General features: G+C 54.9%; 18 protein-coding genes and 8 riboswitches. Of the genes, 8 read left to right on the forward strand and 10 right to left on the reverse strand.

From position 1 onward, the window contains the following. Nucleotides 1–133: 133 nt before the first annotated feature. Nucleotides 134–204: riboswitch (Fluoride riboswitch) on the reverse strand. Nucleotides 205–551: 347 nt separating this feature from the next. Continuing rightward, a riboswitch (Fluoride riboswitch) is annotated at nucleotides 552–627 on the forward strand. Between the two features lie 196 nt (nucleotides 628–823). Beyond that, nucleotides 824–1,063 carry a hypothetical protein gene (locus tag OHL22_RS14315; RefSeq protein ID WP_263338600.1) on the forward strand — a complete coding sequence of 80 codons (240 nt, stop codon included), beginning with the start codon at nucleotides 824–826 and terminating at the stop codon, nucleotides 1,061–1,063. A 41-nt stretch (nucleotides 1,064–1,104) separates the two neighbouring features. Then, on the forward strand, nucleotides 1,105–1,404 hold the full coding sequence (locus tag OHL22_RS14320; RefSeq protein WP_263338602.1) for a hypothetical protein: 300 nt from the start codon (nucleotides 1,105–1,107) through the stop codon (nucleotides 1,402–1,404). 576 nt (nucleotides 1,405–1,980) lie between these two features. On the opposite strand, the gene metK is transcribed toward OHL22_RS14320, so the two are convergent. Together metK and OHL22_RS14330 are read right to left on the reverse strand one after the other, a co-directional pair. Then, the gene (gene metK, locus OHL22_RS14325; RefSeq protein ID WP_263338605.1) at nucleotides 1,981–3,141 is read right to left on the reverse strand and encodes a methionine adenosyltransferase; all 1,161 of its coding nucleotides are present in this window, start codon (nucleotides 3,139–3,141) and stop codon (nucleotides 1,981–1,983) included. Nucleotides 3,142–3,211: 70 nt separating this feature from the next. Next, nucleotides 3,212–3,329: riboswitch (SAM-I-IV-variant riboswitch) on the reverse strand. A gap of 34 nt (nucleotides 3,330–3,363) precedes the next feature. Further along, nucleotides 3,364–3,963, reverse strand: coding sequence for a histidine phosphatase family protein (locus tag OHL22_RS14330; RefSeq protein WP_263338608.1), 600 nt, complete (start codon nucleotides 3,961–3,963; stop codon nucleotides 3,364–3,366). 223 nt (nucleotides 3,964–4,186) lie between these two features. After that, nucleotides 4,187–4,257: riboswitch (Fluoride riboswitch) on the forward strand. 34 nt (nucleotides 4,258–4,291) lie between these two features. Between OHL22_RS14330 and OHL22_RS14335 the strand changes: the two genes are divergently transcribed. From OHL22_RS14335 to OHL22_RS14345, 3 genes are all read left to right on the forward strand, one after another. Beyond that, the gene (locus tag OHL22_RS14335; RefSeq protein ID WP_263338611.1) at nucleotides 4,292–4,723 is read left to right on the forward strand and encodes a universal stress protein; all 432 of its coding nucleotides are present in this window, start codon (nucleotides 4,292–4,294) and stop codon (nucleotides 4,721–4,723) included. Between the two features lie 62 nt (nucleotides 4,724–4,785). Further along, a riboswitch (Fluoride riboswitch) is annotated at nucleotides 4,786–4,854 on the forward strand. A gap of 51 nt (nucleotides 4,855–4,905) precedes the next feature. Then, nucleotides 4,906–5,433 carry an inorganic diphosphatase gene (locus OHL22_RS14340; protein ID WP_263338614.1) on the forward strand — a complete coding sequence of 176 codons (528 nt, stop codon included), beginning with the start codon at nucleotides 4,906–4,908 and terminating at the stop codon, nucleotides 5,431–5,433. A 27-nt stretch (nucleotides 5,434–5,460) separates the two neighbouring features. Beyond that, entirely contained in the window at nucleotides 5,461–6,207 is a 747-nt protein-coding gene (locus OHL22_RS14345; protein WP_263338617.1) for an AAA family ATPase, read from the forward strand. 10 nt (nucleotides 6,208–6,217) lie between these two features. Here OHL22_RS14345 and OHL22_RS14350 read toward each other — a convergent pair whose 3' ends face one another. From OHL22_RS14350 to OHL22_RS14380, 7 genes are all read right to left on the reverse strand, one after another. Then, a complete protein-coding gene (locus OHL22_RS14350; protein ID WP_263338620.1) occupies nucleotides 6,218–7,918 on the reverse strand; it encodes a dynamin family protein in 1,701 nt (566 codons plus the stop codon). A gap of 44 nt (nucleotides 7,919–7,962) precedes the next feature. Further along, nucleotides 7,963–8,925 (reverse strand): HEAT repeat domain-containing protein, encoded by a 963-nt coding sequence (locus OHL22_RS14355; RefSeq protein ID WP_263338623.1) that lies wholly within the window; start codon nucleotides 8,923–8,925, stop codon nucleotides 7,963–7,965. Beyond that, a complete protein-coding gene (locus OHL22_RS14360) occupies nucleotides 8,922–10,202 on the reverse strand; it encodes an SAM-dependent methyltransferase (RefSeq protein WP_263338626.1) in 1,281 nt (426 codons plus the stop codon). The genes OHL22_RS14355 and OHL22_RS14360 overlap by 4 nt, the downstream gene beginning before the upstream one ends. A 40-nt stretch (nucleotides 10,203–10,242) precedes the next feature. After that, nucleotides 10,243–11,073, reverse strand: a complete 831-nt coding sequence (locus OHL22_RS14365) for a metallophosphoesterase family protein (RefSeq protein ID WP_317890898.1) — start codon at nucleotides 11,071–11,073, stop codon at nucleotides 10,243–10,245. Beyond that, a riboswitch (Fluoride riboswitch) is annotated at nucleotides 11,054–11,135 on the reverse strand. (Overlaps the previous gene by 20 nt.) A gap of 88 nt (nucleotides 11,136–11,223) precedes the next feature. Continuing rightward, nucleotides 11,224–14,919 carry a chromosome segregation protein SMC gene (smc, locus tag OHL22_RS14370; RefSeq protein ID WP_263338631.1) on the reverse strand — a complete coding sequence of 1,232 codons (3,696 nt, stop codon included), beginning with the start codon at nucleotides 14,917–14,919 and terminating at the stop codon, nucleotides 11,224–11,226. 479 nt (nucleotides 14,920–15,398) lie between these two features. Beyond that, nucleotides 15,399–17,030, reverse strand: coding sequence for a UxaA family hydrolase (locus OHL22_RS14375; protein ID WP_263338634.1), 1,632 nt, complete (start codon nucleotides 17,028–17,030; stop codon nucleotides 15,399–15,401). 132 nt (nucleotides 17,031–17,162) lie between these two features. After that, nucleotides 17,163–17,246, reverse strand: a riboswitch (Fluoride riboswitch). A 107-nt stretch (nucleotides 17,247–17,353) separates the two neighbouring features. Beyond that, nucleotides 17,354–18,538: an MFS transporter gene (locus OHL22_RS14380; protein ID WP_263338638.1), complete on the reverse strand. Its 1,185-nt coding sequence runs from the start codon at nucleotides 18,536–18,538 to the stop codon at nucleotides 17,354–17,356. 227 nt (nucleotides 18,539–18,765) lie between these two features. Beyond that, a riboswitch (Fluoride riboswitch) is annotated at nucleotides 18,766–18,836 on the forward strand. A gap of 248 nt (nucleotides 18,837–19,084) precedes the next feature. On the opposite strand from OHL22_RS14380, the gene OHL22_RS14385 reads away from it, so the two are divergent. Both OHL22_RS14385 and OHL22_RS14390 read left to right on the forward strand, forming a co-directional pair. Next, a complete protein-coding gene (locus tag OHL22_RS14385) occupies nucleotides 19,085–20,797 on the forward strand; it encodes a chloride channel protein (protein WP_263338641.1) in 1,713 nt (570 codons plus the stop codon). Then, entirely contained in the window at nucleotides 20,794–21,321 is a 528-nt protein-coding gene (locus tag OHL22_RS14390) for a DUF190 domain-containing protein (protein WP_263338644.1), read from the forward strand. The genes OHL22_RS14385 and OHL22_RS14390 overlap by 4 nt, the downstream gene beginning before the upstream one ends. Nucleotides 21,322–21,822: 501 nt before the next feature. Here the strand turns inward: OHL22_RS14390 and OHL22_RS14395 are convergent. Continuing rightward, on the reverse strand, nucleotides 21,823–22,890 hold the full coding sequence (locus OHL22_RS14395; protein WP_263338647.1) for a HoxN/HupN/NixA family nickel/cobalt transporter: 1,068 nt from the start codon (nucleotides 22,888–22,890) through the stop codon (nucleotides 21,823–21,825). Nucleotides 22,891–23,072: 182 nt separating this feature from the next. Between OHL22_RS14395 and OHL22_RS14400 the strand changes: the two genes are divergently transcribed. Continuing rightward, on the forward strand, nucleotides 23,073–23,375 hold the full coding sequence (locus OHL22_RS14400) for a DUF3467 domain-containing protein (protein ID WP_263338651.1): 303 nt from the start codon (nucleotides 23,073–23,075) through the stop codon (nucleotides 23,373–23,375). Nucleotides 23,376–23,527 lie beyond the last annotated feature (152 nt).

Raw genomic sequence — 23,527 nt, forward strand, 5'->3', positions numbered from 1 at the left:
TTGAACGCCGACAGCTACCGTTGCTCCGAGACATCTCAATCGGAACGAGGTAGCCAGAACCCGCAATTCTTGAAGACGGACCCCTCCTCACGTACCGCGATTTCAGTTTTGGTAGGGAATGCAGATTCCTACCAGACCGGTAGGAATCATCAGCGACTCCGTTTCGGAGCGCGGTTCAAGGCGGATTCCTTCGCCTTCATTAGTTTACCACCCACTTCGTCCGCCGCATCGATTTGGAGGGTCTCGTTGCTCGGTGTCTCCTCTTGTGCGTAAGGGCTTCGTTTTCGTGGGGCCCTTACGGGATCAGATGGAGGAGGCTCCACGTTCACCTTGCCCTTCCAAACCGTAACGGACTTGACTAGTCGAAGTTGCAGCTTGCCGGCTTTGCGCAGCCTCATGTGACCTGAACCGTGGTCCTCGTAATGGTCATACAGCGTCCGGCCATCCCGCAGGATTATGCGCAACGGTGTTCCGCGTTCGAAATGAGTATGGGGAGTTCTCAAACAAGGCAAACCCATGACATGGGAGACGCGTCAAGTATAGACTGATAGCAATTGAAGGGTGATGAAGTCCACCTTTAACCGCCGATCTTGAAACCGAAGTCTGGCTGATGACTCCTCGAACTCACTTTCTGAGGAGTTGTTGCGTGCCCATCACCCGTTACCTCCCTCACTACGACCCTAACCGGGCTACTTCCCGCGCATTGAGATCCTGGCCAGCTTGGTTGCGCGAGCAAGTACTTCAAACTTCGCAGCCGAGCACTGCCTCGGACGCTGCGACTATCCCGCACGCGAGCCGCCTTCCCGAAAGTGTGAGCTAGCCGATGCCCTATGTACAGAGCACATTCGGCCACGAGCGAGCTCGCCAGATCGCGCGAACCGGCAGCCTTTCAGGGAAGACGAATCATCCTCGACCTTGGTGGCCAGAGGATATCTGCCGGAAGATCGACAAGATCGTTTGGATGGTCTATTGCCTAGGCGAGCCGGGTGAGGAGTGGCATCAATTCACTGCGTATGATGTGCGCGGAGCGGTTCTTGGAGTTCATCGCATGGATGGACTCTGACCTGGATTTTCCTTGCTTCCATACGGAACGAGGCGGTTCAAATGTACCTTCAAAAGATCTACGACCTCGCTGCACGGGACTATCGCGTGCGGTACGCAATCACGGTGATCCTACGTGACCGCGTGACCAACGAAGGCGCATTCAACTGTTGTTTCGAAATGGGAGATGAGGACGAGGTGAAACGAATGATTCTGCGGCGCGGCTTGCGAAACAAAAAGCTGAGGCGAGCGTTAGAAAGGAGCCATCTCGTCAACATCACTCATTGGCTTGCCCGCTATCCGGACCTTGCGGAGGCTTACTGTGCGGAAATTCCAACAATGTCCGAGCAGGAGAAGTCATAGAAGCTCCGGAGGTTTTCCCGACAGCGAAGACCTTGGAATCGGAAGCGTAGCAATTGCTTACGTCCTACGCCGCGCCAATCTCATGTGGCACTCACAAGTGATTGCGTTCAAGCCGGGAGTCAACTCCTCTAGCCATCTGTCGAAGTCTGCGTGCTCTTTAGGTCCGCGAATTGCTCGATCCGGGTTCAATTTACCCCATTCATACCATTTCTTGCTGAGCCATGAAAGATATGGCAGCAATAGGCTATCAGGACAAATCTCGCGGTCATTGGAACGGATCTGCTCCGGAGTCATGCCGTGATCGCGCGCGTAGGCCCGATAGCGGAGCTGGGTATCTCCGGCGAACTGGACTCTGCTGCGACGGGTCATCATCGTGTTTGCGACTCCGTGGCTCACGATACTAAGCCGACATACTGATAGCAGGCCACAAAAGCTTCTCCTGGCTGCGTCCGCCACGGCTTCTCCAGCAGGAGCGCATGGGGCATACGATCTCATCGCTGACAAAATGGGCGCACTCCACTGGAGGAATGGAGTGCGCCCAAGTGCTTCAACCGAGTGCGGCAGCTTGTCACAGCTTCAGCTCTCCCAACTCAACCCAGGCCTGCCAAAGTGGCCATAATTTGTCGTTTGGCGATAGATCGGCGCAAGCAGGCCTAGTCTCTCGATGATTGCCGAGGGACGGAAATCGAATCGATATGCGAATTCGAGAGCCTCTCGGCTGTCTCCCGTGCCGAAAGTCTCAACCTTGAGGGAGATCGGCTTAGCGATGCCTATCGCATAGGCAACTTGGATCTCAACAGCTGCTGCGAGACCCTGTTTGATGATCTGTCGCGCGACATACCGGCAGAAATACGCGGCGCTGCGATCCACTTTCGAGGGGTCTTTGCCACTGAAGGCGCCTCCACCATGACGCGCTGCGCCACCGTAGGTATCGGCGATAATCTTTCGGCCTGTTACTCCGCAATCCGCCGAAGGCCCGCCGAGAACGAAACTCCCTGTGGGATTGACGATGAACTGTATTTTGCTTTGGAACCACTCGCCAAGGACTCGGGGTCCGAGGTCACCTCGCACGTAATCAGCAATCTCGGCTCGCTCTATATCCGCACTGTGCTGCGTCGAGACGAGAACATCGGTCACTGCGGTTGGCTTGTTGTGTTCGTAGAGGACAGAAACCTGCGACTTTGCATCCGGACGAAGCCATGGATAATTTCCGGATCTCCTGTCGTCGGCGAGACCTCTAGTCAAGCGATGCGCAAGAAAGATCGGCAAGGGCATCAATCCGGGCGTCTCGCTGCAAGCATAGCCGAACATGATTCCCTGATCGCCGGCGCCCTGTTCGTGATTCGCGTTGGTGTCAACATCGACACCCTGCGCAATATCAGAAGACTGCCTCGAGATGAGCTTCAACACTTTCACTCCGTCCGCATTAAAAGCAGCGCCCGAGTCTGTATAGCCGATTTGGTGTATCGCTTCACGCACCACCGCATCGTGGTCGACATGACCTCGGGAGCTGATCTCACCTCCGAGAACGACTGTGTCCTCTTTGCAGAGCACTTCACAAGCAACCCTTGACGTGGGATCTTGTTCAAGGTAGGAGTCGAGAATGGAATCTGCAATGAAGTCACACACCTTGTCAGGGTGACCTTCGGATACGGATTCGGAGGTGAACGTGTAAGTTGAGGATTTTGGAAGAGAAGAAGGGGAAACCGCGGTTGGTCCTGGAAGAACTGTTGCCATTGACGCACGCTCCATTGTTCGCAGCATGCATCAGGAGACCCTATAAGCCCACAGTCGAGCGAACCCTCTAGGGTGGAGACTCTGTTCGGAAAATCCATTCCGCGCATCGGGCTTTCGCCCAGGCACCGTACGTCTCCAAGACCGGTTGCCGGACTCACCTGTCGGTTGAGTCACTCCTGATGCTTCGCATTAAGTCTACGAGTCGCTTGGAACCGCTGTCAATTACTGCAAGGGCGGATGATCCTCCTCGAACGATCTATTCCACATCTGAATTACGCGTGTCTCTCGCTCAAAAGCAAGCACACTTACTGAACTGGTGCTCAGAGCGAACAGGCTTCCGGCTCTGGGGGGAAGACCAACCCAAGTTGCCGCGAGAATGCGAAGGAAATGAGCGTGGGAGAACAAGCCGACACATCCGCCTACAGCCTCAGCTCGCTCGATCACCCTTATCGCTCTGGCACCGACCTGCTCCACTGTTTCTCCACTGGTTGGTCCTTCCGTCCAAATCGACCACCCCGGCTTTTCTGAGCGTATATCGGCAGTCGTCCGGCCTTCGAATTCTCCATAGTTCCACTCGGAGAGATCATGATCCACAAGCGCTAGGGCACCGTACCCCGCAATTCTCGAAGTCTCCAAAGCTCGCTGCCGGGGGCTGACCAGGACCAATGAAAATGGCTTACCTGCCAGCCACGAACCGACCGCTGCTGCTGACTTCTCGCCTCTGGGCGTTAACGGAATGTCGCTGTAGCTCGTGTGAGCTCCAGATGCGCTCCACTGTGTTTCTCCATGACGGATGAGCCAGAGTTGTAGGGGTTCCGACATCGATCAACTCCTCCTAGTTGTTGTCTTTTCTGTTCCCACTGCTTGGGATTTGATGAATTGAACGGACCTTCCGGAGCGGCAGCAACTACACAAAACTGCGAGGCTCCCACAAATTAGGAAGGCGTAGCGCACTCTTCTTGCCTGTCTCCTCCAGACTAGAGATCTGGCACACAGTGACATTTCGGAACTGAACACCTTGCGGTGCTGAAGATCTTTGTGCTAAACCTTAATTGGCGAAGGAATCCGCCCTCAAGCGCCTACCGAAATGGAACGGCTGATGACTCCTACAGTGATGTAGGGGTTTTTTGTTTGCGCGGAGAGATGCGAAGTGCCGGATTGTGAGATCCACAAGATTCTTGCTGCCGACGATGGCACTCCCGAGGGTGAGCGCGCAGCCTATACCGCGATGGAACTCGGGGGCCGGCTAAAGGCGGATGTTCTATTGCTCGGTGTTGTCCCTCCCCAGAACATCGATCCGATGATGGGACCGCCGGGTTACAACCCGGCGGTCTTTCGGCGCAAGCTGGAGGATCGTCTCTGGCGGTTCAGGAAGTTTGGAGAATCACTCGGAATGGACGTGGATGTGGATGTTGTGGACGGTAGGCCAGCTGATCAAATACGAAGACGCGCCGCCGCCGAACATGTCGACCTCATTATCGTCGGACGGCATCGCAAATCTCCTCTGATGCGTTTCTTCGTCGGATCGACTTCGGAGACTGTCGTCCGGGTAGCCCATTGTTCGGTGATGGTCGCTCGCTGATTGGCTTGCTGCGGAGAGCGGCCGGGATGTGTTATTGCCACTGTGAAGCAGACAATGGCATGATGGTCAGTGGCGATGGAATCCGCCTTTAACTGCCCCTGAAACAGGCGGCTAATGACTCCTACGAAGCGTAGGAGTGCGCCACCTGCTCCTGTGCTCTCTCGTTGCAAAGGAGCAGAACAATGGACTACCTCAACCTTCCGATCGGCAAGCAGTCTCCCGACATTGTTGCAGTCGTCGTCGAGATTCCCCTCGATGGCACCAACAAGTACGAGTACGACAAACAGTTGCATGTCTTCAAGCTTGACCGCACCCTGCATTCGCCAGTGCACTACCCGGGTGATTACGGCTTCATTCCACAAACACTGGCTGAGGACGGCGATCCCCTCGACATCTTGATCCTGGGAGACAGTGAAACCTTTCCAGGATGCCTGCTGAACGCGCGCCCTATCGGCCTCTTTGAGATGCTGGATCAGGGCATACCAGACGAGAAGGTCGTCGCCTACGGAACAGGTAACCCCCGATTCCAGGATGTGGAGAGCTATACCCAAGTTCAACCCCATGTTTTGCGTGAGATCGAGCACTTTTTCTCGGTCTATAAAGACCTGGAGGGCAAGCGAACCAAGGCTCTTGGCTGGAAAGGTCGCGAGGCGGCGCATCAGGTGATCCGTTCGAGTCACGAGCGATACATGGAACGGAAAACTGGCTAGGCCTTCCTAGAGAAAGAGGTCAGCCTCATGCCCACATCGCCTGCACGTAATGGTCGCTTGCTTGAGTACGCGGCTCATGTCGACCGCGAAGAGGAATTGGAACGCCTTTTGGCTCAAGCAAAGGCTCGAAAATCGCTACTAGTTTTTGGACCGCAGGGAGTGGGCAAGACTCGCTTGCTCCAAAAGTTCATCCAGCACGAACCGCTGGCGCTGTACGTACCGCAGATGCGTTCACCCAGCGAATTACTCCATTCTTTGTTAGACGCCCTGCGCTCGGCTGACCCACGAATCAAACTGCCGGCAAACGTCTCTGGACTGTCGTCCTCTTCGCTTAAGGGCATTATCCATCGCGCACTCGATACGAAGCCCTTTCAGATGGTTCTTGATCACCTCGAGGGCCCGTCGCGTGTCGCGACAGGCGTCGTTAAAGACCTTCACTACTTAGGACGCACGCCCGTGATCTTCGCCGCGCGCTCACCTCACATGGAAGACATCGGGACCCTGCAACCGCTTTGTGCCCTCAAATCGGAGCGACTAGAGATAAAGAACTGGCCTCATCACATAGCCCTTGAGTTCGCTCAGCGTGAAGCTGAAAAAGACGAAATATCGGCGGCGAACATTGGTTCGATTTTGCCATCGCTCGTTGAGTGGAGCGACGGCAATCCGGGAGCGATCGTCCAGATGCTGAAGATGGCGCGCCTACCCCAGTATCAGGTTGGAGATCAGATTAAGGCGCACATCCTATACCTGGATTACCGTATGGGGCGTTATTGAACGAGCATCATCAGAGAATCGTGTCAACGGACCAGGGCGCGTTCACGCTACGATGACCTGCCAAGAGTAAAAGCGCCACTTCGGAAGCTCTGCGCTCTTCTTCGCTTGTCAAATATCGCCGCAGTGCGTCGTGCCTGAGAGCATAACGCTGCAAGTCTTCCGCGGTTCTCTCGAGCAGGTAGGCGTGCGCGTGAAGTAATGTTTGGGCCGCCTCCCCAGGGCCCAAAGCCGCAGTGACCGCCGCTAGGTGAGGAAGGCAACACGCGCCCAACCCACCCCTTCCAGCTGACGCTACCTCATGAGCTGCAGTGGCTGCCGATCGGATCGCCCTTCTCTCGGATCCAACACGTACTTCACAGACTTTACAAGTTTTCGCTGTGGCGAGCAGATCTTTCATTTCGGATGATAGTGAGCCTGCGTCCTGCCCGGAGACAGCTATGTGTTCGAGTTCGCCGGCAATCCGATGAACGAGTTGGGGATAAGAAGTGCAAACGCCATACGGCGACGAAATATTCTCGTACTGCCATGTGTGCAGAGGGCAAAATCCGCCTCTCACGGCATGTTCCCGCTGCGCTTCAGGATTGATGGTCATCTCGTATTGGTACTTGCTGAGAAATTGGAAGATGTCATTGAGTACAGCGCCACAAATTCTGCATCCCGCGCGCCGTTCAAACTGAAGTGAGACGGAGCTCTTGGGGGTTTCTCCCTCGATAGAGGATCCTTGTCTCTCTGCCGGCACGACGTCGGTTTCCCTAAGGGCCCGCAACCGTTCCATGAGCGGCATGAATGGATCGTCTAGCCCAGGCTTTTGCATTCGTTGCGACCACTGCGCAAGTAATGTCCCTGTGCGGGAATAAAGATTTGCAAGAAAGGCCTGAGCGCGTTCCTCGGTGAGGAATCTCAGCAATTCGTCTTCAAATGATTGGAGGCCGCTTGCTTCGAGGGCCGACTTATCAGTCGCCAACTTTGCCTGCAACGCCTCACGCGCGGAAAGTGAAAAGATCTGAGGTGCTTCGGAGAATGCAAACCGCTTCAGCCGTTCAGCAATAAACGTGAAAGCCTGCTTCCGATCTTCTTCGCGAACGGTGTCTTGCTTGTTCACCACCACAAAGAGCCGCTTATTGGTGACTCGTATCCGATGGAGAATGCGATCTTCCTCTTCGGATAGAGGGCTATCGTAGCTCGTCACAAGAACAAAGGCGTCTGCTTCCGGAAGGAATCGTTCCGTAGTCTCGGTGTTTTCGACAATGGCCGACCCAAGTCCTGGACTGTCCACGAAGAAGAAGCCACGTCGAAGAATTTCGACCGGCAACTCGATTTCTGCATAGGCAAGATTCTTGATGTTGCCTGGGTTAGACTGTTGTGTCACATACTCCCCTAGTTGAGCCAGTGGCACATCGCGCGTCAGTCCGCGGCCATTGAAATGGAGGACAACCTGCTTTCTGCTTCCGTACCGCACAGTTGTGATGACGGATGTGAGCGGGACAATTCCTGTTGGGAGTAGATCGCCTCCAAGAATTGCGTTCATCAATGTCGACTTGCCACGACTGAATCTGCCTACAACCAGCAAGTTGAACCGATCTTCTGCGAGCCGAGTGAGAAGATCGCGGCATTCTTGGGCCAGATCCTGATCCTTGGTATCGACAGCCTGAGCCGACCGGATGATATCGGCGATGCCAAATTTCTCTTGCTCGTAACCTTTAAGGTCCATATGCCTCCAGTTCGCGTTGACCTGACCCGAAAAAACTTCAAGCTTTATGAGCGTGAAGGCGATCTCGTATTGAGCGCCCCACCCAGAGCGTGATTGAGGAGTCTCCAAAATGGAGACAGCCAATGAGGATTCTCTCCGCGATTTTGCCTCTCCTTCGCGATCTCCATGGCGACCCAATGAGAAGGCCCCGAGTGTTTATCCAGCAACTCCTCGATCTCCTCTTCCTCAAGAGAGTTCACATGATCTGCAATCTTGAATAGAGTCCTTATGATTGCGGGCCAATCGGCTTCGCCGGTCTCGACGAACCCGATCTTGGCCACGGCAACTACCGTTGCCGCATCGTCCACGAGGAGGTACCCACGCAGATCCGGCCAATCACTTGGGGCGACTCCAACTTCACTCAGGAGTTGTACGGTGGCACGCCGCCGGCGGACCGCCCCAGGACCATCGAGAGTCACGCCCGTCAATCCGCGCACGGACAAAATCCCGAACTGACGCACGGCCTCGGGAAGCTTGCGGAGACTCTGCATCGCATCTTCGCGGCAGAGATCGTCCTCAAGAACCTCGAACAGGAGTGGCACTGCCTCGGGACGGTGAAACTCACCTAAGGCGACGACAAGCCCGCCCGTGGCACGATCCCAAGCCGCTTCGAGCAATACTCGAAAAGTGTCGGTCGATGGATATCTCGACAACTGACGAGCTGCTTCACTACGAACTCCGTCTTCGGCGAAGAGTACCGCGCTATCAATTGGGCGTGTGTATTGCTTGAAATAGGCAATCAAAGTCGCAGATGCGCCAAGTTCACCAAGCGCACGGACCGCTCGACAGCGCGGCAGCGCGATTGTTCGGGGAGGGCGCTTCAGGAGGAATGCGGAGAGGGCCGGAATTGCTTTTGTGCCACACCTAACCAGCATGTCGACCGCAAGATCGCCATCTTGCAATGAACCGAGAGATTCGACAAGATTCTCGATCTGCTCTTCGGACATCTGGCTCAGAGGCGCGGTCACGTCTGCATCTCCAGCTGAGGGGAAGCGCAACCGTACCAGTCTTCCCGTGTCAGCGCACGTCGAACTCGGTCACGGCTCGAACGAGTAAATAAGACCTGGTATATGGCAATGTCGCCTCTATGAAACGCGGCCGCAGATCCTGCCATATAGAGAAGCCATATTCTGTAGGTAACGTTGGACACGTGCTGCAGAATCTCGTCCGAGTTCTGACGCAATCCTTCAACCCATCGGCGCAAAGTGAGCTCATAGTGTTCTCGAAGGTTCTCAACGTCTCGTACTTCAAGGCCTTGTGACTCGGCGGCATCGATGACCTGGGTTAGTGTCACGAGCTGGCCATCCGGGAAGACGTACCGGTCGATAAACGAGGACTTGCGAATCGGTGACAGTGCTGAACGAGCGATACCGTGATTAAGGAAGGCTCCTCCGGGTCTCAGCAATCGTTGAACCGTCCCGAAATACTGGCGAAGGTTCTCGAGACCGACATGTTCGAACATACCGACGCTAGCGATCTTATCGAAGGATGGAGTCACCGACTCCAACATCCGATAGTCTCTGATCTTAACTGTGCATCGTCGTTCCATAGCGGCCATTTCGATGCGTTGTTGTGCGATAGCGGCCTGTTCTTTGCTGAGAGTTACTCCCTGAGCGTAGACCTGATGGTTGGTCGCCGCGTGCAGAAGAAGACTGCCCCATCCGCATCCAATGTCGAGGAAGCTTTCAAGTGGTTGCAAACGCAATTTCTTGCAGATAAGCTCAAGCTTCTGCTCCTGTGCCGTATCGAGTGTGTCGTTCGGACTACGAAAATACGCGCATGAATAAACGAGCGATCGGCCAAGCCAGGGCCGATAGAATGCACATGGCTGATCGTAGTGGTACGCGATCGATGCTCGGTCTCTCCGCATGGAATGGCGCCCCCCGTGCTTAAGGCGCTGGCCTAGGCCGAATAGAGTTTGCACTGCTGCTTCCCCGATTTTCTGGCGCAAAGTACGGGGACGATCAAGCAGGTGTTCTCCGATGGAGAAAACGGAGAAGAGATCTCCTTCCACGTCGAGATCCTCATGTATAAAAGCCTCGCCAAGAGCAACCTCGTTCGGTTCGGCGATCAACGTCTTTAGCGCACGTGAATTGTGCACCACGATCGTGCATACCGGCCTTTCGACAACTGATGACGACCAGTGCCAGCCATCCCAGAGCCGGATGGCAAATGCAGGTCCTTCATAACCCGCAAATAGTGCATTCAGCGTGCTCTCCATTTGCGACGCGACGGACTGGAGCATATATCTTTCCTCCAAGGCGCAATGCGAACAGCCAGCCTCGCTACGCGCTCGTACCTGCAGGCAAGAAGCCGGTCTTAAGTACCACGATCAACGCATCCTGATCTTCTTCAGTGATCGGCATCGTACGAATTTGCCGGATCGTATTCTCAATTGGATACTCGTATTCCTTCAGCGACAGATGGCCATCCGCCCAGACCGCGTAGCATGCAAGCGGTCTACCAGTCTTAGGCTGCCCGAGGCTTCCAGGATTGACCACGATCGTTTCACCAACGTGTCGGATAAATGGAGTGTGGGTATGCCCCACGACAAGAACATCGGAGCCAGCCCACTCCACCTGATTTTCCCAGCGATCGGAATTCTCTGGACAATATCCAAACAACGGATCAGTCGGTGTGGCGTGCACGAGATAGAAGCGCGTCGCGTCGACATTGGTTTCCAATTGAATCTCAAGGTTCCTCAAGAACCGGAGGTCCTCCTCCGTACAAATCGTCTGCGTATATCGCAATGTCTCAGCTGCGAGGTGTTTGTAGGGTGGCGAGCATTGAGGATCGACAGAGAGCCCCGCCGCATGATCGTGATTGCCACGGACGGTAATTGTGGCTGTTCGCTTCACCCACCTGACAACCTCATGGGGGCAAGGTCCGTAATCAACTAGGTCGCCTATGCACCAAAGTTGATCGAAGTCTTTTTCGGGAAGAGCCTCTAGGGCAGACAAGTTCCCGTGAATATCGGAAATGATGACAACCTTCACAAAAACCTCCGTTCGAACAGCGCACGCCCTCGTGCGCGAGCAAATCGACCGGTCCAGATTTTGGCAAGGTTTTCGTGCGGGCGGGAGACCTCCCGACGATACCTCGTCAGGGGTCATCATCCGGTTCGTCCATCAAGTATGGACACCCGGCGGTTCAGGCGAACCCCTTCGCCCTACGCATCTAGTACTACTGATGCACCTTTAAGTCTATCAGTTTCTCAACTATGGACGTCAACCCCTCGATGGCAAGATTGGCTGCGGATTCGTCTGTCAGGCCTCGCTGTGGAGCCGTAAGCTCAACACCTTGGAGATTCCCGGCTCCTGCATGGTAATGCCAAAGATCATATCGGCAACCTGCATCATTCTTCTCGAGTGGGTGACAACCAGGAATTGAGTGTCCCGGCTGAGAAACCTCATGAAATCGGCGAAACGGCCGATGTTGCTTTCGTCCAATGGGGCATCGACCTCATCGAGAACGCAGAAGGGGCTTGGCCGATACTGAAAAATGGCTACCAGTAAGGCGAGAGCGGTCAGAGCCTTTTCTCCTCCAGAGAGCAGCAAGACATTTTGGAGTCTTTTCCCGGGGGGTGATGCGGCGATCTCAAGCCCGGCCTCCCGTTGGTTCTCCGCTTGTGTCGCTCGCAGTTCCGCTTGGCCGCCAGAGAACAGCTGCGCGAATACCTGCTCGAAGTTTGCATTAATCTGGGCGAAGGCTTCGGCAAACTTGGTTTCTATAACCCGATCAATCTCCTTTACCTCCACTTGAGCGCATTGAATTTCGGCAAGTAAATCCCTGCGCTGAGTCTGAAGGAACTCGTGGCGAACGGCTGTCTCCTTATATTCGTCGAGCGCCATCATGTTGAGTGGCCCCATCTGTTCTATCCGCATGCGCAACTGTCTGCAGCTTTCTTCTGCTGCCTTAAGATCATGTGCCGACAGGCGTGTGATGGACAGATCTTTCCGTAGCGTCTCTGCGTCGATACCAAGGTTTGTGGATGAGGTTGCCGCATAGTGCTCCAAATCTGCTCGTTGCCTGGCAATCTCCTGGGAACGACGGTCCCGATCTTCACGCAATCGCTCGAGCGCAGATCTGGACGCTTTGAGCTCTGACTCAAGGTGAGCCAAATGCTGGCGCAATGAGTTGAGCTTGGACTCGTCGCCCTCTCGGAGGCTGCGCGATTCCGCTACGTCTGCCGCAAGCAATTGAATCTGGTTCGTCAGTTCTGCTGCCTTGCTCAATCTGTCTAAGCGCTCCGATTCTGCCGCAGTCTGACGCCCCTTGATTGCAAGCAATCGTTGCTGGAGGCTGGTGTACCGATCCTTCGAACTCTGTGAAGAGGCTTCCGTCGCGCGTAGCCGCTCAGAGAGTCTCGCAAGTTCCGCATTATCGGCAGCAAGAACTTGCACCAAATCATCGTGCACTGTGCGTAGGGCAGCCAGTTCGGCAGTCCGCAGCTCAACCGTGGTCTCCGCCTCGTGGTAGGCAGTTTCCAGCGCTTCAGCTTCCTGGGAAGAATTGACGATACCAATTCGCTTTGTCTCACGAGCTTCTTCGTTGCGTGCTGCTTGCGATGTACGGTCCTGCAACTCCCGCTCTATGCGGGCCATCGAGACTTCCTCTTGTTTGAGAGTGGCGCGCTGATTTGCAAGATCCGTCTCTACCTCTTGGCCTCTCGAATTTATAGTCTTAAGTTCTTCCGATATCTGTTCAATCGTGACAGTTTGCGCATCGCCATCCGCTTCGGCCTGGTTCAGCTCGTGTTCGATAGTGGCAAGCCGCATTTCTGTGATCTTTCGTTCGCCCTTGAGGGCTAGCGGCCCCTCACGCGCGGGCGAGCCGCCAGTCACGGTCGCGTTGTGGAAGCATTCACCATCTGAGGTCAGAAAGAACGCATCTGGAAACTCGGCTGCCAGATCGCGGGCTTCTTCCGGACTATCCACGAGGTATCCATCTTTCAGCTTCGGCAGCGCAATTTCCAGAGACTCCGCAAGTCCATTCAGAACACGAATCTGGTTTTTGAGTGGTGTAATCCCCGGCCTCGGCAATAAATGATGATTTCTATTATTGGGGCCCTGCTCAACTACTTGAGGATGGACCAGAAAAGTAGCGCGCCCATCGATGGTCGACTTGAGAAGCCGAACTCCCTCCTCGGCCGCATCCCAACTCTGGACTACAACATAATTAAGTTCGTCCAGCAAGAAATCGTCAACGATTCGTTCGTGCTGCTCGTCCACCTCCAGATAGCTTGCCAGAGTGGAAGCTGGTTTCAGAATGGTTCCAACCCGCAGCAACTTCTGCACCGTTTCCGTTGCGTACCCGTGATCGCGAAGTAGGGCATCCAACGCATGATGCCGTCCTAGAACCGCAGCTTGTTCTGCCCGCAAGATGTTTGCCCTCGTCCTCGCGGCCACTTCATTGGCTCGGCTACCTCGCAATCTCTCGTCGAGCATCGCAGTCTCACGCTCGATCCTGCCGATCGTAGTGATGGCTTCTTCAATTCGCTTTGTGGTTGTAACTTTCTCAGAGTCAAGGTTTGCAAGGGTCTCTCGTGCGTCTCTGATCTCGAAGGTGAGTCGATCCGCTTCCCGGTCCAACATCGCCAAGCTTTCCTCAGCGCGAATGGTCCGATTGCGAATCTCCCCGGTACGCGTCATGAGTAGCGCAGCATGTCGCCGAAGAACTTCGACCTGCTGCTCCATCCCAAACACTGCTGCGTTTGCTCGTCGCACTTCTTCCTGCCGCGCCGTTACCTTTTCCCGAGAGGTGAGGAACATTGCGCTTGCGGAGGTCGACAATGCTTCTTGTTCTTCGTGTTCCAGGAGCGCATCCGCTAATTCAGCGTTGCCGTGTTTCTCTTCGCTGGCTGTTTCGCACAAACCTCGGTCGAGTTCCTCAAGTCGTTTGGTATTGTCGGCCAGGCGCGCTAAGTTACGTTCAAGTTCCACCTCAAGAGCGTTTGCTCTGCTCTGTGTTTCCTGAACTGTTCGATCAAGTTCATAGCCCTCTTGAATGAGGGTCTGCCTCGCCGTTTCGCTCTCTTCGGTCCTTGTCAATTCCTTCTGAATTTGTGTGTTAAGCTCCACGACTCCCGATTGCAGCTGTTCGAGCTGTATGTCAATGAGCGCGATGCGGCTCGCAGTCACGACAATCAGTTGATGACGCAATTCCTCACGCACCACACAGACACGTTCTGCTTTTGCAGCTTGGCGTCTCAAGCTGATCACTTGTTTCGAGACTTCCTCGAGAATGTCATCCACGCGCGCGAGACTATCCGTAGCGCCATTCAGCCGCGCCTCAATAGACCTCTTCTTCGTCTGGAATCCGCCAACTCCGGCTGCTTCTTCTATCACAGCCCGGCGGTCGTTCGGTTTTGTACTGAGTAGCTGCCCAATTTGTTCTTGCCCGATGACAGCGTAGGTGTCCTGTCCTAGCCCAGTGCTCAGAAGAATCTCCTGAAGATCACGAAGCCTGCACAGCTTACCATTGAGAAGGTACTCACTCTCGCCGGAGCGAAAGAGCCTTCTGGTGATTGCGATCTCTCTTTGCCGCAAAAGAGGCTGATGCTCGGCAGGGGAGGCCGCTATACTTTCGGCCTCTGCGGCTCGTTGCCGTCGCACCGCATCCTCATCCCAATCCAGCGATTTCGATGACTCGTCTTCGAAATTCGATTGTTCTGGCAGAAGTTCTTCGTACACGCCAGGATCAATCAGAGTCAGGGTGACCTCAGCCATCGTCAATGGTCTTCGGCCGGGCGTTCCAGCGAAGATCACGTCCTGCATTTGAACGCCACGCAGGCTCTTCGCTCTTTGCTCACCCAGTACCCAACTCATCCCATCAAGGATGTTGGACTTCCCACATCCGTTTGGCCCGGCTATTACCGCGATGCCGCTCCCGGGTACGATGAATTCTGTGCGATCACAGAACGTCTTGAAGCCGATGAAGGAGATTTTCTTCAGTCTCAGCATGAACAGCTCCCATCAGAGACTGCTGAGAGTGAGCAACTGAGGGACTGCAACTCCGCTAAGGTTGGTATCGAGAGCTTAGTCTGAATAAGAGCCGTGAGGATGGTGTTCATAGAACCCCCAGCACGCACGACGGACTATCGCGTCCGAATATGCGCTTAAGTTCTGCTAAGGAATTCGTCTGGGAGGCAGGAGACTCCCGACGAAAACCTCGCCAGGGGTCATCATCCGCCCACCCAACAATCAGGATGGAACAGCGTTTTGGGCGAACCCCTTCGCCCTCTGCATCAGACGTTGCCGATGCACCATGAGCGTAACAGTTTTTGTGCTCGGCGGCGCTGTTGAAAAGCGAGTCCGAACGGTGGATGTCAGGGCTGTATCTACCTAGTAAATACCGGCTACTTCGCCGTGTTTTCGCTAGTTGGCCACCCGCCGCTCGACTGGGAGCAGAAGTCGGGACCTTGGTGGCAAGCTGGACAAGCTTACAACGAGACTCCGCGCTTCCAGGGTATGAAATCGTATTGGCAAAGCAGTTCCGCCTTGGTGAGGCATTCACCACTTGCAATCCGGATTGATAGATCGAGCAATCGCTCAGCGGAGGCGCTAATTGTCATTGAGCCATCTACGATGTCGCCGGCGTCGAAATCAATTATGTCGGGCATCCGCTCGGCGAGTTGCGAGTTACTTGAGATCTTAACCACCGGAGCGACCGGATTGCCGGTAGGTGTGCCAAGCCCTGTGGTGAAGAGCACAACGGTGCAACCAGCCCCCACCTGTGCGGTAACGCTCTCTACGTCATTACCGGGCGTGCACTGTAGTGTGAGTCCAGGATGCCGCACAAACTCCGGGTAGTCTATTACATCGCGTATCGGTGAAATTCCTCCCTTCCGCGCGGCGCCAGCAGATTTCATGGCATCCGTAATTAGGCCATCTCGAATATTTCCAGGCGACGGATTGAAATCGAATCCCGAATTCACAGCTTTGGCGCGTTGAGCATAGGTTTGCATCAGATGTGCAAAGCGTTCCGCTAGTTCGTCTGTCTCGCACCGATTGATTAGTTCCTGTTCCACCCCGTGTAGCTCTGGGAATTCTGACAGCATGGTCTTGCCCCCTAACCCTACAATCAAATCCGACACGTATCCAACAGCTGGATTAGCCGAAATGCCGCTAAATCCGTCGGAGCCGCCGCATTGTAGGCCAACCGTCAATTCGGAAGCGGGCGCAGCGGAGCGAGTGGCTCGGTTCGCTTCCACTAATGCTTCATAAGTCTGATCCAGCGCTTGGTTGAGAAGAGATTCTTCGCGGCCCGACTTTTGTTGATCGAAGATCAGTACCGGCTTGGATAGTTCGGGATCGCGCGCTCGCAACTCATCCATCAAAATGCTCGCCTGCGCATTCTGGCATCCGAGACTCAAGACGGTTGCGCCGGCAACGTTGGGATGATGAATATAACCGGCCAACAATCCACAGAGCGCTTGGGCATCTTGGCGCGTGCCGCCACAACCAAGTTGATGAGTGAGGAAACGGATGCCATCGAGATTAGGAAACACACGCTCTGCTCGTTCTTTGGCGAACTCTCCGAGTAATCCTTGGCTCATCGATCTCGACTGGATGAGTTCACGGACGCGCTTCCGGTACTGGTTCTGCCCGCGGCCGTATCCCAGTTCCTCCTCGAATGCCTCCCTCATTTGCTCAACGTTGCGATTTTCGCAGAACACGAGAGGTACAACGATCCAATAGTTGCGGGTTCCGACGAGGCCGTCAGCACGGCGATAGCCCATGAAAGTGCGGTTACGCCAGAGCGAGGAGTCCACCGATTCATTGGCTGCCGGTTGGCGCTCTTCTGTATATTTGGCCGCTCGATGACGGACGTTACTGGTTGAGACCAGCCCTCCTTGTGGGATTGGCCTCATAACTTCACCAACGACCATGCCGTACATGAGAATCAGATCACCCGGCATCAGTTCGACTAAAGCTATCTTGTGTTTCGCTGGTATTGACTCAACGACAGGACAGTCAGCGTGATTGACTCTAATGGTTGTGCCTGGCGCCAGAGTAGCGAGCGCGACGCCTACATTGTCGCGCGGATCAAGTTGCAAAGTGGCCGGAGACATTCCCGAGTCCTCCATCGTCAGATAATGACGGTTGAGGCATCGCTCACCCTATGCGCGCCTCACGCGGCCCACTGTACTTTGTGGCGTTCAGGTTGCGGGGAATCTTCAGTGGGCAGACGGCTCCCCGACGAATTTGCATCAGGAGTCATCATCTGCCGATCAGGATTGATTCGGGATCAAGCAGCGGTTCTGGCGAACCCCTTCGCCCTGTATCAGGTTATTTTCAGCAACCCGAGCATATCAGTTTTCCCATCGATGACGTAAGAAAAGCGGCGCATTCTCAGGATTGATAGTCGTTCTCTCACGCTCGACCCTAATTTGGACTAGTTGGCCATTCGTTGCCGAACGACGAGTAGAACCGGAACGGAGGCGAGTTGACAAACGATGCAAAACGCGACTACCGAGACAACGGAGTGGTCGTAAAGAAAGCCGATTATAGCGCTCCCGGCGAACCAGGACAGTCCGTATGCCCCCGTGAAGAAGCCATAAGCTGAGGCCCTATGATTTGCCGGGACAATCGATGCGACCGCGGCCGGAATAATCGACTCATGCACACCCATCCCGAGTCCCCACAACGCTGCACCAAGAAGAGCCAGCGAGAACCCGCCGAAAAACACGAGGGGCGCGAACAACGTCGAAACAAGTGTCAACGGAATCAGCACAACAATCCCAAAGCGGTCGAACAGTCTTCCGAAGACAAGCGACCCGGCGCCGCTCACAGCCATAGCGACCGAGTAGCACACCGGAATCCACACGGTCGTCATGGCACCAACTTTTTGGAAGTGGAATGCGACGAGCTGGAAATCAGCGAATCCCGCCGCAACGAGGGAAGCGCCAACAAGGTAGATCCAGAAAGTCCGAGTCAATCCCTCGCCTTTGACGGTCGAGACGCCTGTCTCTAGATCTTCAGGTCGCGGATAAAGGATCCTTGCGACCGATAACATCAAGAGAGTCACAATCGCTGGAACCAGGAGCGTTCCAAAGGCAAGTCGATATTGGCCCCTGTGAGCCAGAACGAAAGCGACCAACAAAGGACCAAGTAGTGCTCCGCACTGATCGAGCGCTTCATGAATTCCGAAGCCCCAACCGAAACCGATTTCCTTCGCCGCGTGAGAAATCATCACATCGCGAGGCGGATTGCGGATCGCCTTACCCACTCTTTCGAGCAGGATGAGAAGAGCAGCAGTCTTCCATCCACCTGCCCATGCAAGAAGTGGAACTGCGGCCATCTGGATGATGTATCCGAGGAATGTGATTGACCAGAATTGTCTCGTACGTTCGCTGATCCGCCCGGAGATAAATCGGAGTCCGTATCCGAGCAATTCGCCGAAACCGGCTACGACCCCGACAATGGAGCCAGTTGCTCCGAGTGTTTGGAGGAATGGACCAGTGATTGAGCGCGAGCCTTCATACGTGAAGTCGGCGAATAGGCTCACGACGCCAGTAATCAGTACAAATTTGAGCGCACTCCTGCGCATGGCTTCGTTGTCATAGGCCTTCCCAGCCACGCAATTCCCTCTCGAGTTGATTCCAGCGACATCTCTGTCACTGTACTGCGGTTTGGAATGGCAGGTCCATTCCAGATGACATTTCTATTCCTTTTTCGTGGACGCGATTCAGATTGTTCTCCAATCATCCTCTGCACTCTCTCTGCGGTTGCAGTCTTGGTTCCGCTCATTCGATCAGTCTTACAGAGCGAAACCGCGTGTTGATCCGTCGCTCCGCATCACGTATATTGCATCTAGGCGAAGGAATCCGCCTTCAAGCGCCCTCCGAAATGGAACGGCTGATGACTCCTACTTCCCGGTAGGAGTGTTTCCCCGCCTACCACCTGACAATTGAATCGGCACTGAGCTGGATCTCCGGACCAGTGCTTTTTGCGCTCATAAACTCGCTCTGCGAGGCCTTGGCCGCGAATAGCACGAGTGTCTCCGACTGGATCCATCTATTGGCCGAAGTGTACGTAAGGACACCTCATGCCGCGTTCTCTCAAATCCGTGTTTGCTGGCGAACGCCCTAGTGGATTCGCTGACAATCTGACCGAGCATTTCAGGATGGCTCGACATGTATTCCTGGTGGCGGCTCCATTTGGCGTTATCGTGGGTGCTGCTATCGCGGGCTACGACTTTGTCGTAAATGAGCTGCTTTGGAAAACCTGTACCGAACACCTGTCCGAGTTCGCACTTTGTTTCTTGCCAATCGTGGCGATGCTGTTGACGGGCATAATCATGAGCCTGTTCCGGGTTAAGTCGTCGTCAATGGCCGACGAGGTCGTCCGTGCCTATCATCGGCCGGACCAGCAGATGGAATACAAAGCCGCATTGCCAAAACTAACCGCCTCCGTGGCAACCATGGGCTTTGGCGCGAGCGCGGGCATGGAGGGAGCGAGCAAGTGGCTCGGAGGAACAATCACCTCATACTTGCAACGGAAGATCAACTCAAGTCCCAGGTTGCAATTTCTACGTGCAAAGTCCGAGATCACGCTCATGGTGGGCGCCGCTGCGGGAATTGCGGCGATCTTTCGTGCGCCGCTGACCGGAGCGATCATGGGCATCGAATCACCATATAAGCATGATCTCGCTCACGAGGCTTTGATCCCTGGTTTGGTCGCATCCGCGACTAGCTACGCAACATTCAGTTTTCTTCGTCCAGCGACGCCGTACTTCCCAATCGAATTTACGTATCACATTCACATTCGAGATCTCTTGCTCTGCCTGCCAGTCGGAATCCTCGGCGGATTGGCTTCCCACCTATTTCTCGCACTCTTGGCCAGAATGAAGAAGCGATACTCAAGGTGGACCGCTCCACGTGTCGTGAAGAATCTTCTTGGGGGAATCCTGCTGTGTTGTATCGCTTTGCTCACGCTGCACGTTGTGCACTCTCCAGCCACGCTGCAAGCAGGATTGCCTGTTGCCAATGCTCTTCTTAACGGCAAATACGTTCTCTGGGCGTGTCTGTTTCTCTTTGCGGTCAAACTAGTGGCTACAGTCATCACTTTCGGGATGGGCGGAGTCGGTGGCTTGTTCGTTCCTTCCGCGACAATTGGTGCGGCACTTGGGGCCGCATGCGATGCGATGTTTCATCCCAGCCAACCGGGACTGTTCACGCTGATCGGCATCGCGGCCTTCACCGGCGCGAGCTATAACAGCCTCCTCTTTGCGGCAGTGTTCGTCGCGGAGGCCACCGGAAGCCCTGCACTGGTTGTTCCCGGACTGATTGCATCCTCCGCGGCGTTTCTTGTTGCCGCAGGGATCTCCAATTCCGAAGCGCAACGCGAACATCGCATCACAGATGAGGGCAAGTTGTCCACAATGCCATGCAGCAAGTGGATGACAAGGCGTATTGTGGTTGCGTCGCCGACCGAGACGCTCGCTCACTTTCATGATCGAGCGGTTCTTGAACACACGTTCGACGAACTTCCAGTCGTTGCGAAGGACGGTACATACCTAGGTATCGCCGCAATGAAGTCTTTGAGGATGGTGCCCCAGGAAAAATGGGCGTCCCTGCCTGTTACGTCAATCATCGATCGCCAAGCCAGAACCGTTTGCGCATACCACTCGATGAAGATTGTGGAGCAGGAATTGGCCCACGGGTCTCACGACTATGTGCCGGTGGTTGATCCCGCGACGGATCATTTGATCGGCATTCTTTCTGCAAGAGATGTTCTTCGTGCGCGGATGCGCGTCGACGACGCTGCGCGTGCGAGACAGGCAGCGCTTCCGAAGGCGGGATTACAAACCATCATCAATACAAAGGAGACCCAGTGAATCAACATTTCAGCTCAATATCAGCACTTCGCATTTATCTTCGCAGAGGCGATGTCAAGAAAAGTCAGCGCTGGTGGCAGCGCCTTGTGGAGAAGCCTCTTTCCACATATCTGGTGGAGTCCGCAATGCAGACCGGGATTGCGCACGCTGCGGTGAATCTTTCGCACGTTGGGTATACTCGGGACGCGACGCGGGTCAGCCATGATCATTCGGAGATCCCAGTGAGCGCTCTGCCCGTTTGCGTTGAACTCCTAGCGCCAAAGCGGCTGCTGGAACAGTTCATACGTGAGCAGGCCGGCCACCTGAAAAACACCACTCTCGTGTTGGTCGACGGAGTCCACATATCAGATCTCTTCTTGGCAGAGATCGAAGAGACGATCGAGAAGCACCCCCACTCGGTGGAGTACATCCGAGGCGCCGACAACACGGAACTTCAAGTCGAGCATGTGGACGCTGAAGAAGACGTTATCGAAGCGGCCATCGACGGCGACTACGACGCGGAGACGGTCGAGAGCGAGCGCTAAAGCGGGGCCTCCTGGTGTAAAGACGATGGGAGGGCTCCTTGGAACGCCACTAGACTAGACACCCTTGCAGCAGCCCCAAACTGTCCGGCGCGGCGAATACGACGTATTCTCCGCGCCCATCTCACCAAATTGGGTTGATGGGAGCTGACGCCCGGTTTCTAATAGCCGGCCCAGATTTCCCACTAAAGCAGCTGCTTTCTAGTTCCAGCTTTTCGATTTTGGCCCGGAGAAGCGTCGCCTGCGGACTTGCTATCCAGCGATGATTGACGGTGCGGTGTAAACTGGGCTGGTGGAAACGGGGATTCGTGGGCGTGACGTGCGGGTCTGCGTGCTTTACCTCTGAAAATCGAAGTGCCATCACAACTGCCACTTGCGTTTTTAGAGTCCCTCAAATGCCTGAATTTACTAGGGATAGAGGCTTAGCGCACCAGACTTAGGATCTGGCGGGGAAACCCATAGGGGTTCAAGTCCCCTCTTCCGCACCACCCCTCCAATTACAAATCAATCGGCAACGGATTCGGCCTGTCCAGGTTCAAGCCGGTCATATCCTCGCCAGCGGTATACGGCGATAGAGACGATCCAACTGACGGCGAAGACGCCGACGATGCAGTAGCCGAGCAGACCAAAGTTGGAATTGAGCGAGGCGACAGCATCCCAAAAGGCTCCGCTCGGATGCAGATGGTCCGCCAGCAGACCGAGCGCCTCAATACCACCAACCACCAGCGCCACGAGCACAGAAACCGCCGTGATGGTGATGTTGTAGTACAGCTTGCGTACCGGCTTGACGAAGGCCCATCCATAGGCGCCGAGCATGAGAATGTTGTCTGTTGTATCGACCAGCGACATGCCTGCCGCGAAAAGAACGGGAAAAACAGCGATAGACCAGAGTGGCAGTCCCCTGGCTGCTTCGCCGGCGGAGATGCCGAGAACTCCGATCTCGGTTGCGGTATCGAATCCCAGACCAAAGAGCAGGCCTAGTGGGTACATGTGCCAACTGCTCTGGATCATGCGAAAGACAGGCCGAAAGATACGAGCGAGGAAACCCGAACCACTCAACAACAGGTCGAGATCTTCTTCAAGATACGGTTCGCCGCGCCGCACGCGGGCAAAGGCTTGCAGAACAGAGCGTAGGACTACCAGGTTGACGAACGCGATCGCAAAGAGAAAGAGAGCTGAGACGAGCGTGCCGATCAGACTACCGATCTCGCGGAAAACCTCTATGCGGTGTTGCAAGGCGAGCGCGGTTGCGGCAATAGCGAGTGATCCAAAGACAACTACCGTAGAGTGGCCAAAAGAGAACATCAAGCCGACGGCTACGGGCTTCTTGCCCTCCTGCATCAACTTACGTGTGACGTTATCGATGGCAGCAATATGATCGGCGTCGACTGCGTGGCGAAGACCGAAGCTGTAGGCGAGAAATGCAGTGCCGATCAGCAGTGGATAACCGCGAAAAACATTAAAGGTCCAGAGCCATGCGAAGAGATTGAACGACAGCAGGAAAGCATAGATAGACACAACCTTCGCGCGGGTTTCACCGCTGTTGTCGCGGAAGATATTCAGCACTCCCATCACTATCTGCCTTCCGAGCGTAGACGCAGTACAACGCGCGCCATAAACCGTGTCAAGCCAGATTGTATAGGTCAACCGGTGCCGAAGGATGTGTTGCGCAATCACAATCCGTTTTACGACGACAATATATGCAGGGTACTGGTTCGCATATATGACGCCATAAAGAGTAAGCTGAGGAGACCATGAGTCAGAACCTGCCAGCCCGTGTCCAGCTCGTCAAAGCCTCCGATTACCGCGATACCTACGCAAACAGCGTGCAAATCCGCGTCAGCGTATGGGATTTTCATCTTGTTTTTGGTCAGGCCAACAGCGAGAGCCCTGAGCAATTGAGTATCGAGAACCATCAGGGAATCTATCTCAGCCCGCAGCAGGCGAAGGCGCTTTGGAATGTGCTTGGACAGAACATTGTGCAATACGAGCAGGCGTTTGGCGAGCTTAACCTCGAACCGCAGATTCCGGACTTTCCGCAAAACATCGTAAACTAACGCCAGCTAGAGCGGTTCTGTCTCTACGTTGCGTTCGCGATATTGCGACGTGCGGGCGTTCACGAGAAAACCTCGACGGTCTCCGTCACACAATCTAACCCGGTGTTACGCAATCTACCCCGGAAGGAGAACTGCTTTCGCAGTGGCGCGCG

Origin of the sequence: Acidicapsa dinghuensis (assembly GCF_025685685.1) — a bacterium.
In the GTDB taxonomy this organism is placed as follows: domain Bacteria; phylum Acidobacteriota; class Terriglobia; order Terriglobales; family Acidobacteriaceae; genus Acidicapsa; species Acidicapsa dinghuensis.

Bases quoted from the DNA above. Each gene is read 5' to 3' on its own strand.
- OHL22_RS14385 (WP_263338641.1), top strand. From the start codon at position 19,085: ATGGCTCGACATGTATTCCTGGTGGCGGCTCCATTTGGCGTTATCGTG.
- OHL22_RS14400 (WP_263338651.1), top strand. From the start codon at position 23,073: ATGAGTCAGAACCTGCCAGCCCGTGTCCAGCTCGTCAAAGCCTCCGAT.
- OHL22_RS14315 (WP_263338600.1), top strand. From the start codon at position 824: ATGCCCTATGTACAGAGCACATTCGGCCACGAGCGAGCTCGCCAGATC.
- OHL22_RS14320 (WP_263338602.1), top strand. From the start codon at position 1,105: ATGTACCTTCAAAAGATCTACGACCTCGCTGCACGGGACTATCGCGTG.
- OHL22_RS14375 (WP_263338634.1), bottom strand. From the start codon at position 17,030: ATGTCTCCGGCCACTTTGCAACTTGATCCGCGCGACAATGTAGGCGTC.
- OHL22_RS14330 (WP_263338608.1), bottom strand. From the start codon at position 3,963: ATGTCGGAACCCCTACAACTCTGGCTCATCCGTCATGGAGAAACACAG.
- OHL22_RS14360 (WP_263338626.1), bottom strand. From the start codon at position 10,202: ATGCTCCAGTCCGTCGCGTCGCAAATGGAGAGCACGCTGAATGCACTA.
- OHL22_RS14340 (WP_263338614.1), top strand. From the start codon at position 4,906: ATGGACTACCTCAACCTTCCGATCGGCAAGCAGTCTCCCGACATTGTT.
- OHL22_RS14395 (WP_263338647.1), bottom strand. From the start codon at position 22,890: ATGGGAGTGCTGAATATCTTCCGCGACAACAGCGGTGAAACCCGCGCG.
- OHL22_RS14365 (WP_317890898.1), bottom strand. From the start codon at position 11,073: ATGATGACCCCTGACGAGGTATCGTCGGGAGGTCTCCCGCCCGCACGA.
- OHL22_RS14345 (WP_263338617.1), top strand. From the start codon at position 5,461: ATGCCCACATCGCCTGCACGTAATGGTCGCTTGCTTGAGTACGCGGCT.
- OHL22_RS14350 (WP_263338620.1), bottom strand. From the start codon at position 7,918: ATGGACCTTAAAGGTTACGAGCAAGAGAAATTTGGCATCGCCGATATC.
- metK (WP_263338605.1), bottom strand. From the start codon at position 3,141: ATGGCAACAGTTCTTCCAGGACCAACCGCGGTTTCCCCTTCTTCTCTT.
- smc (WP_263338631.1), bottom strand. From the start codon at position 14,919: ATGCTGAGACTGAAGAAAATCTCCTTCATCGGCTTCAAGACGTTCTGT.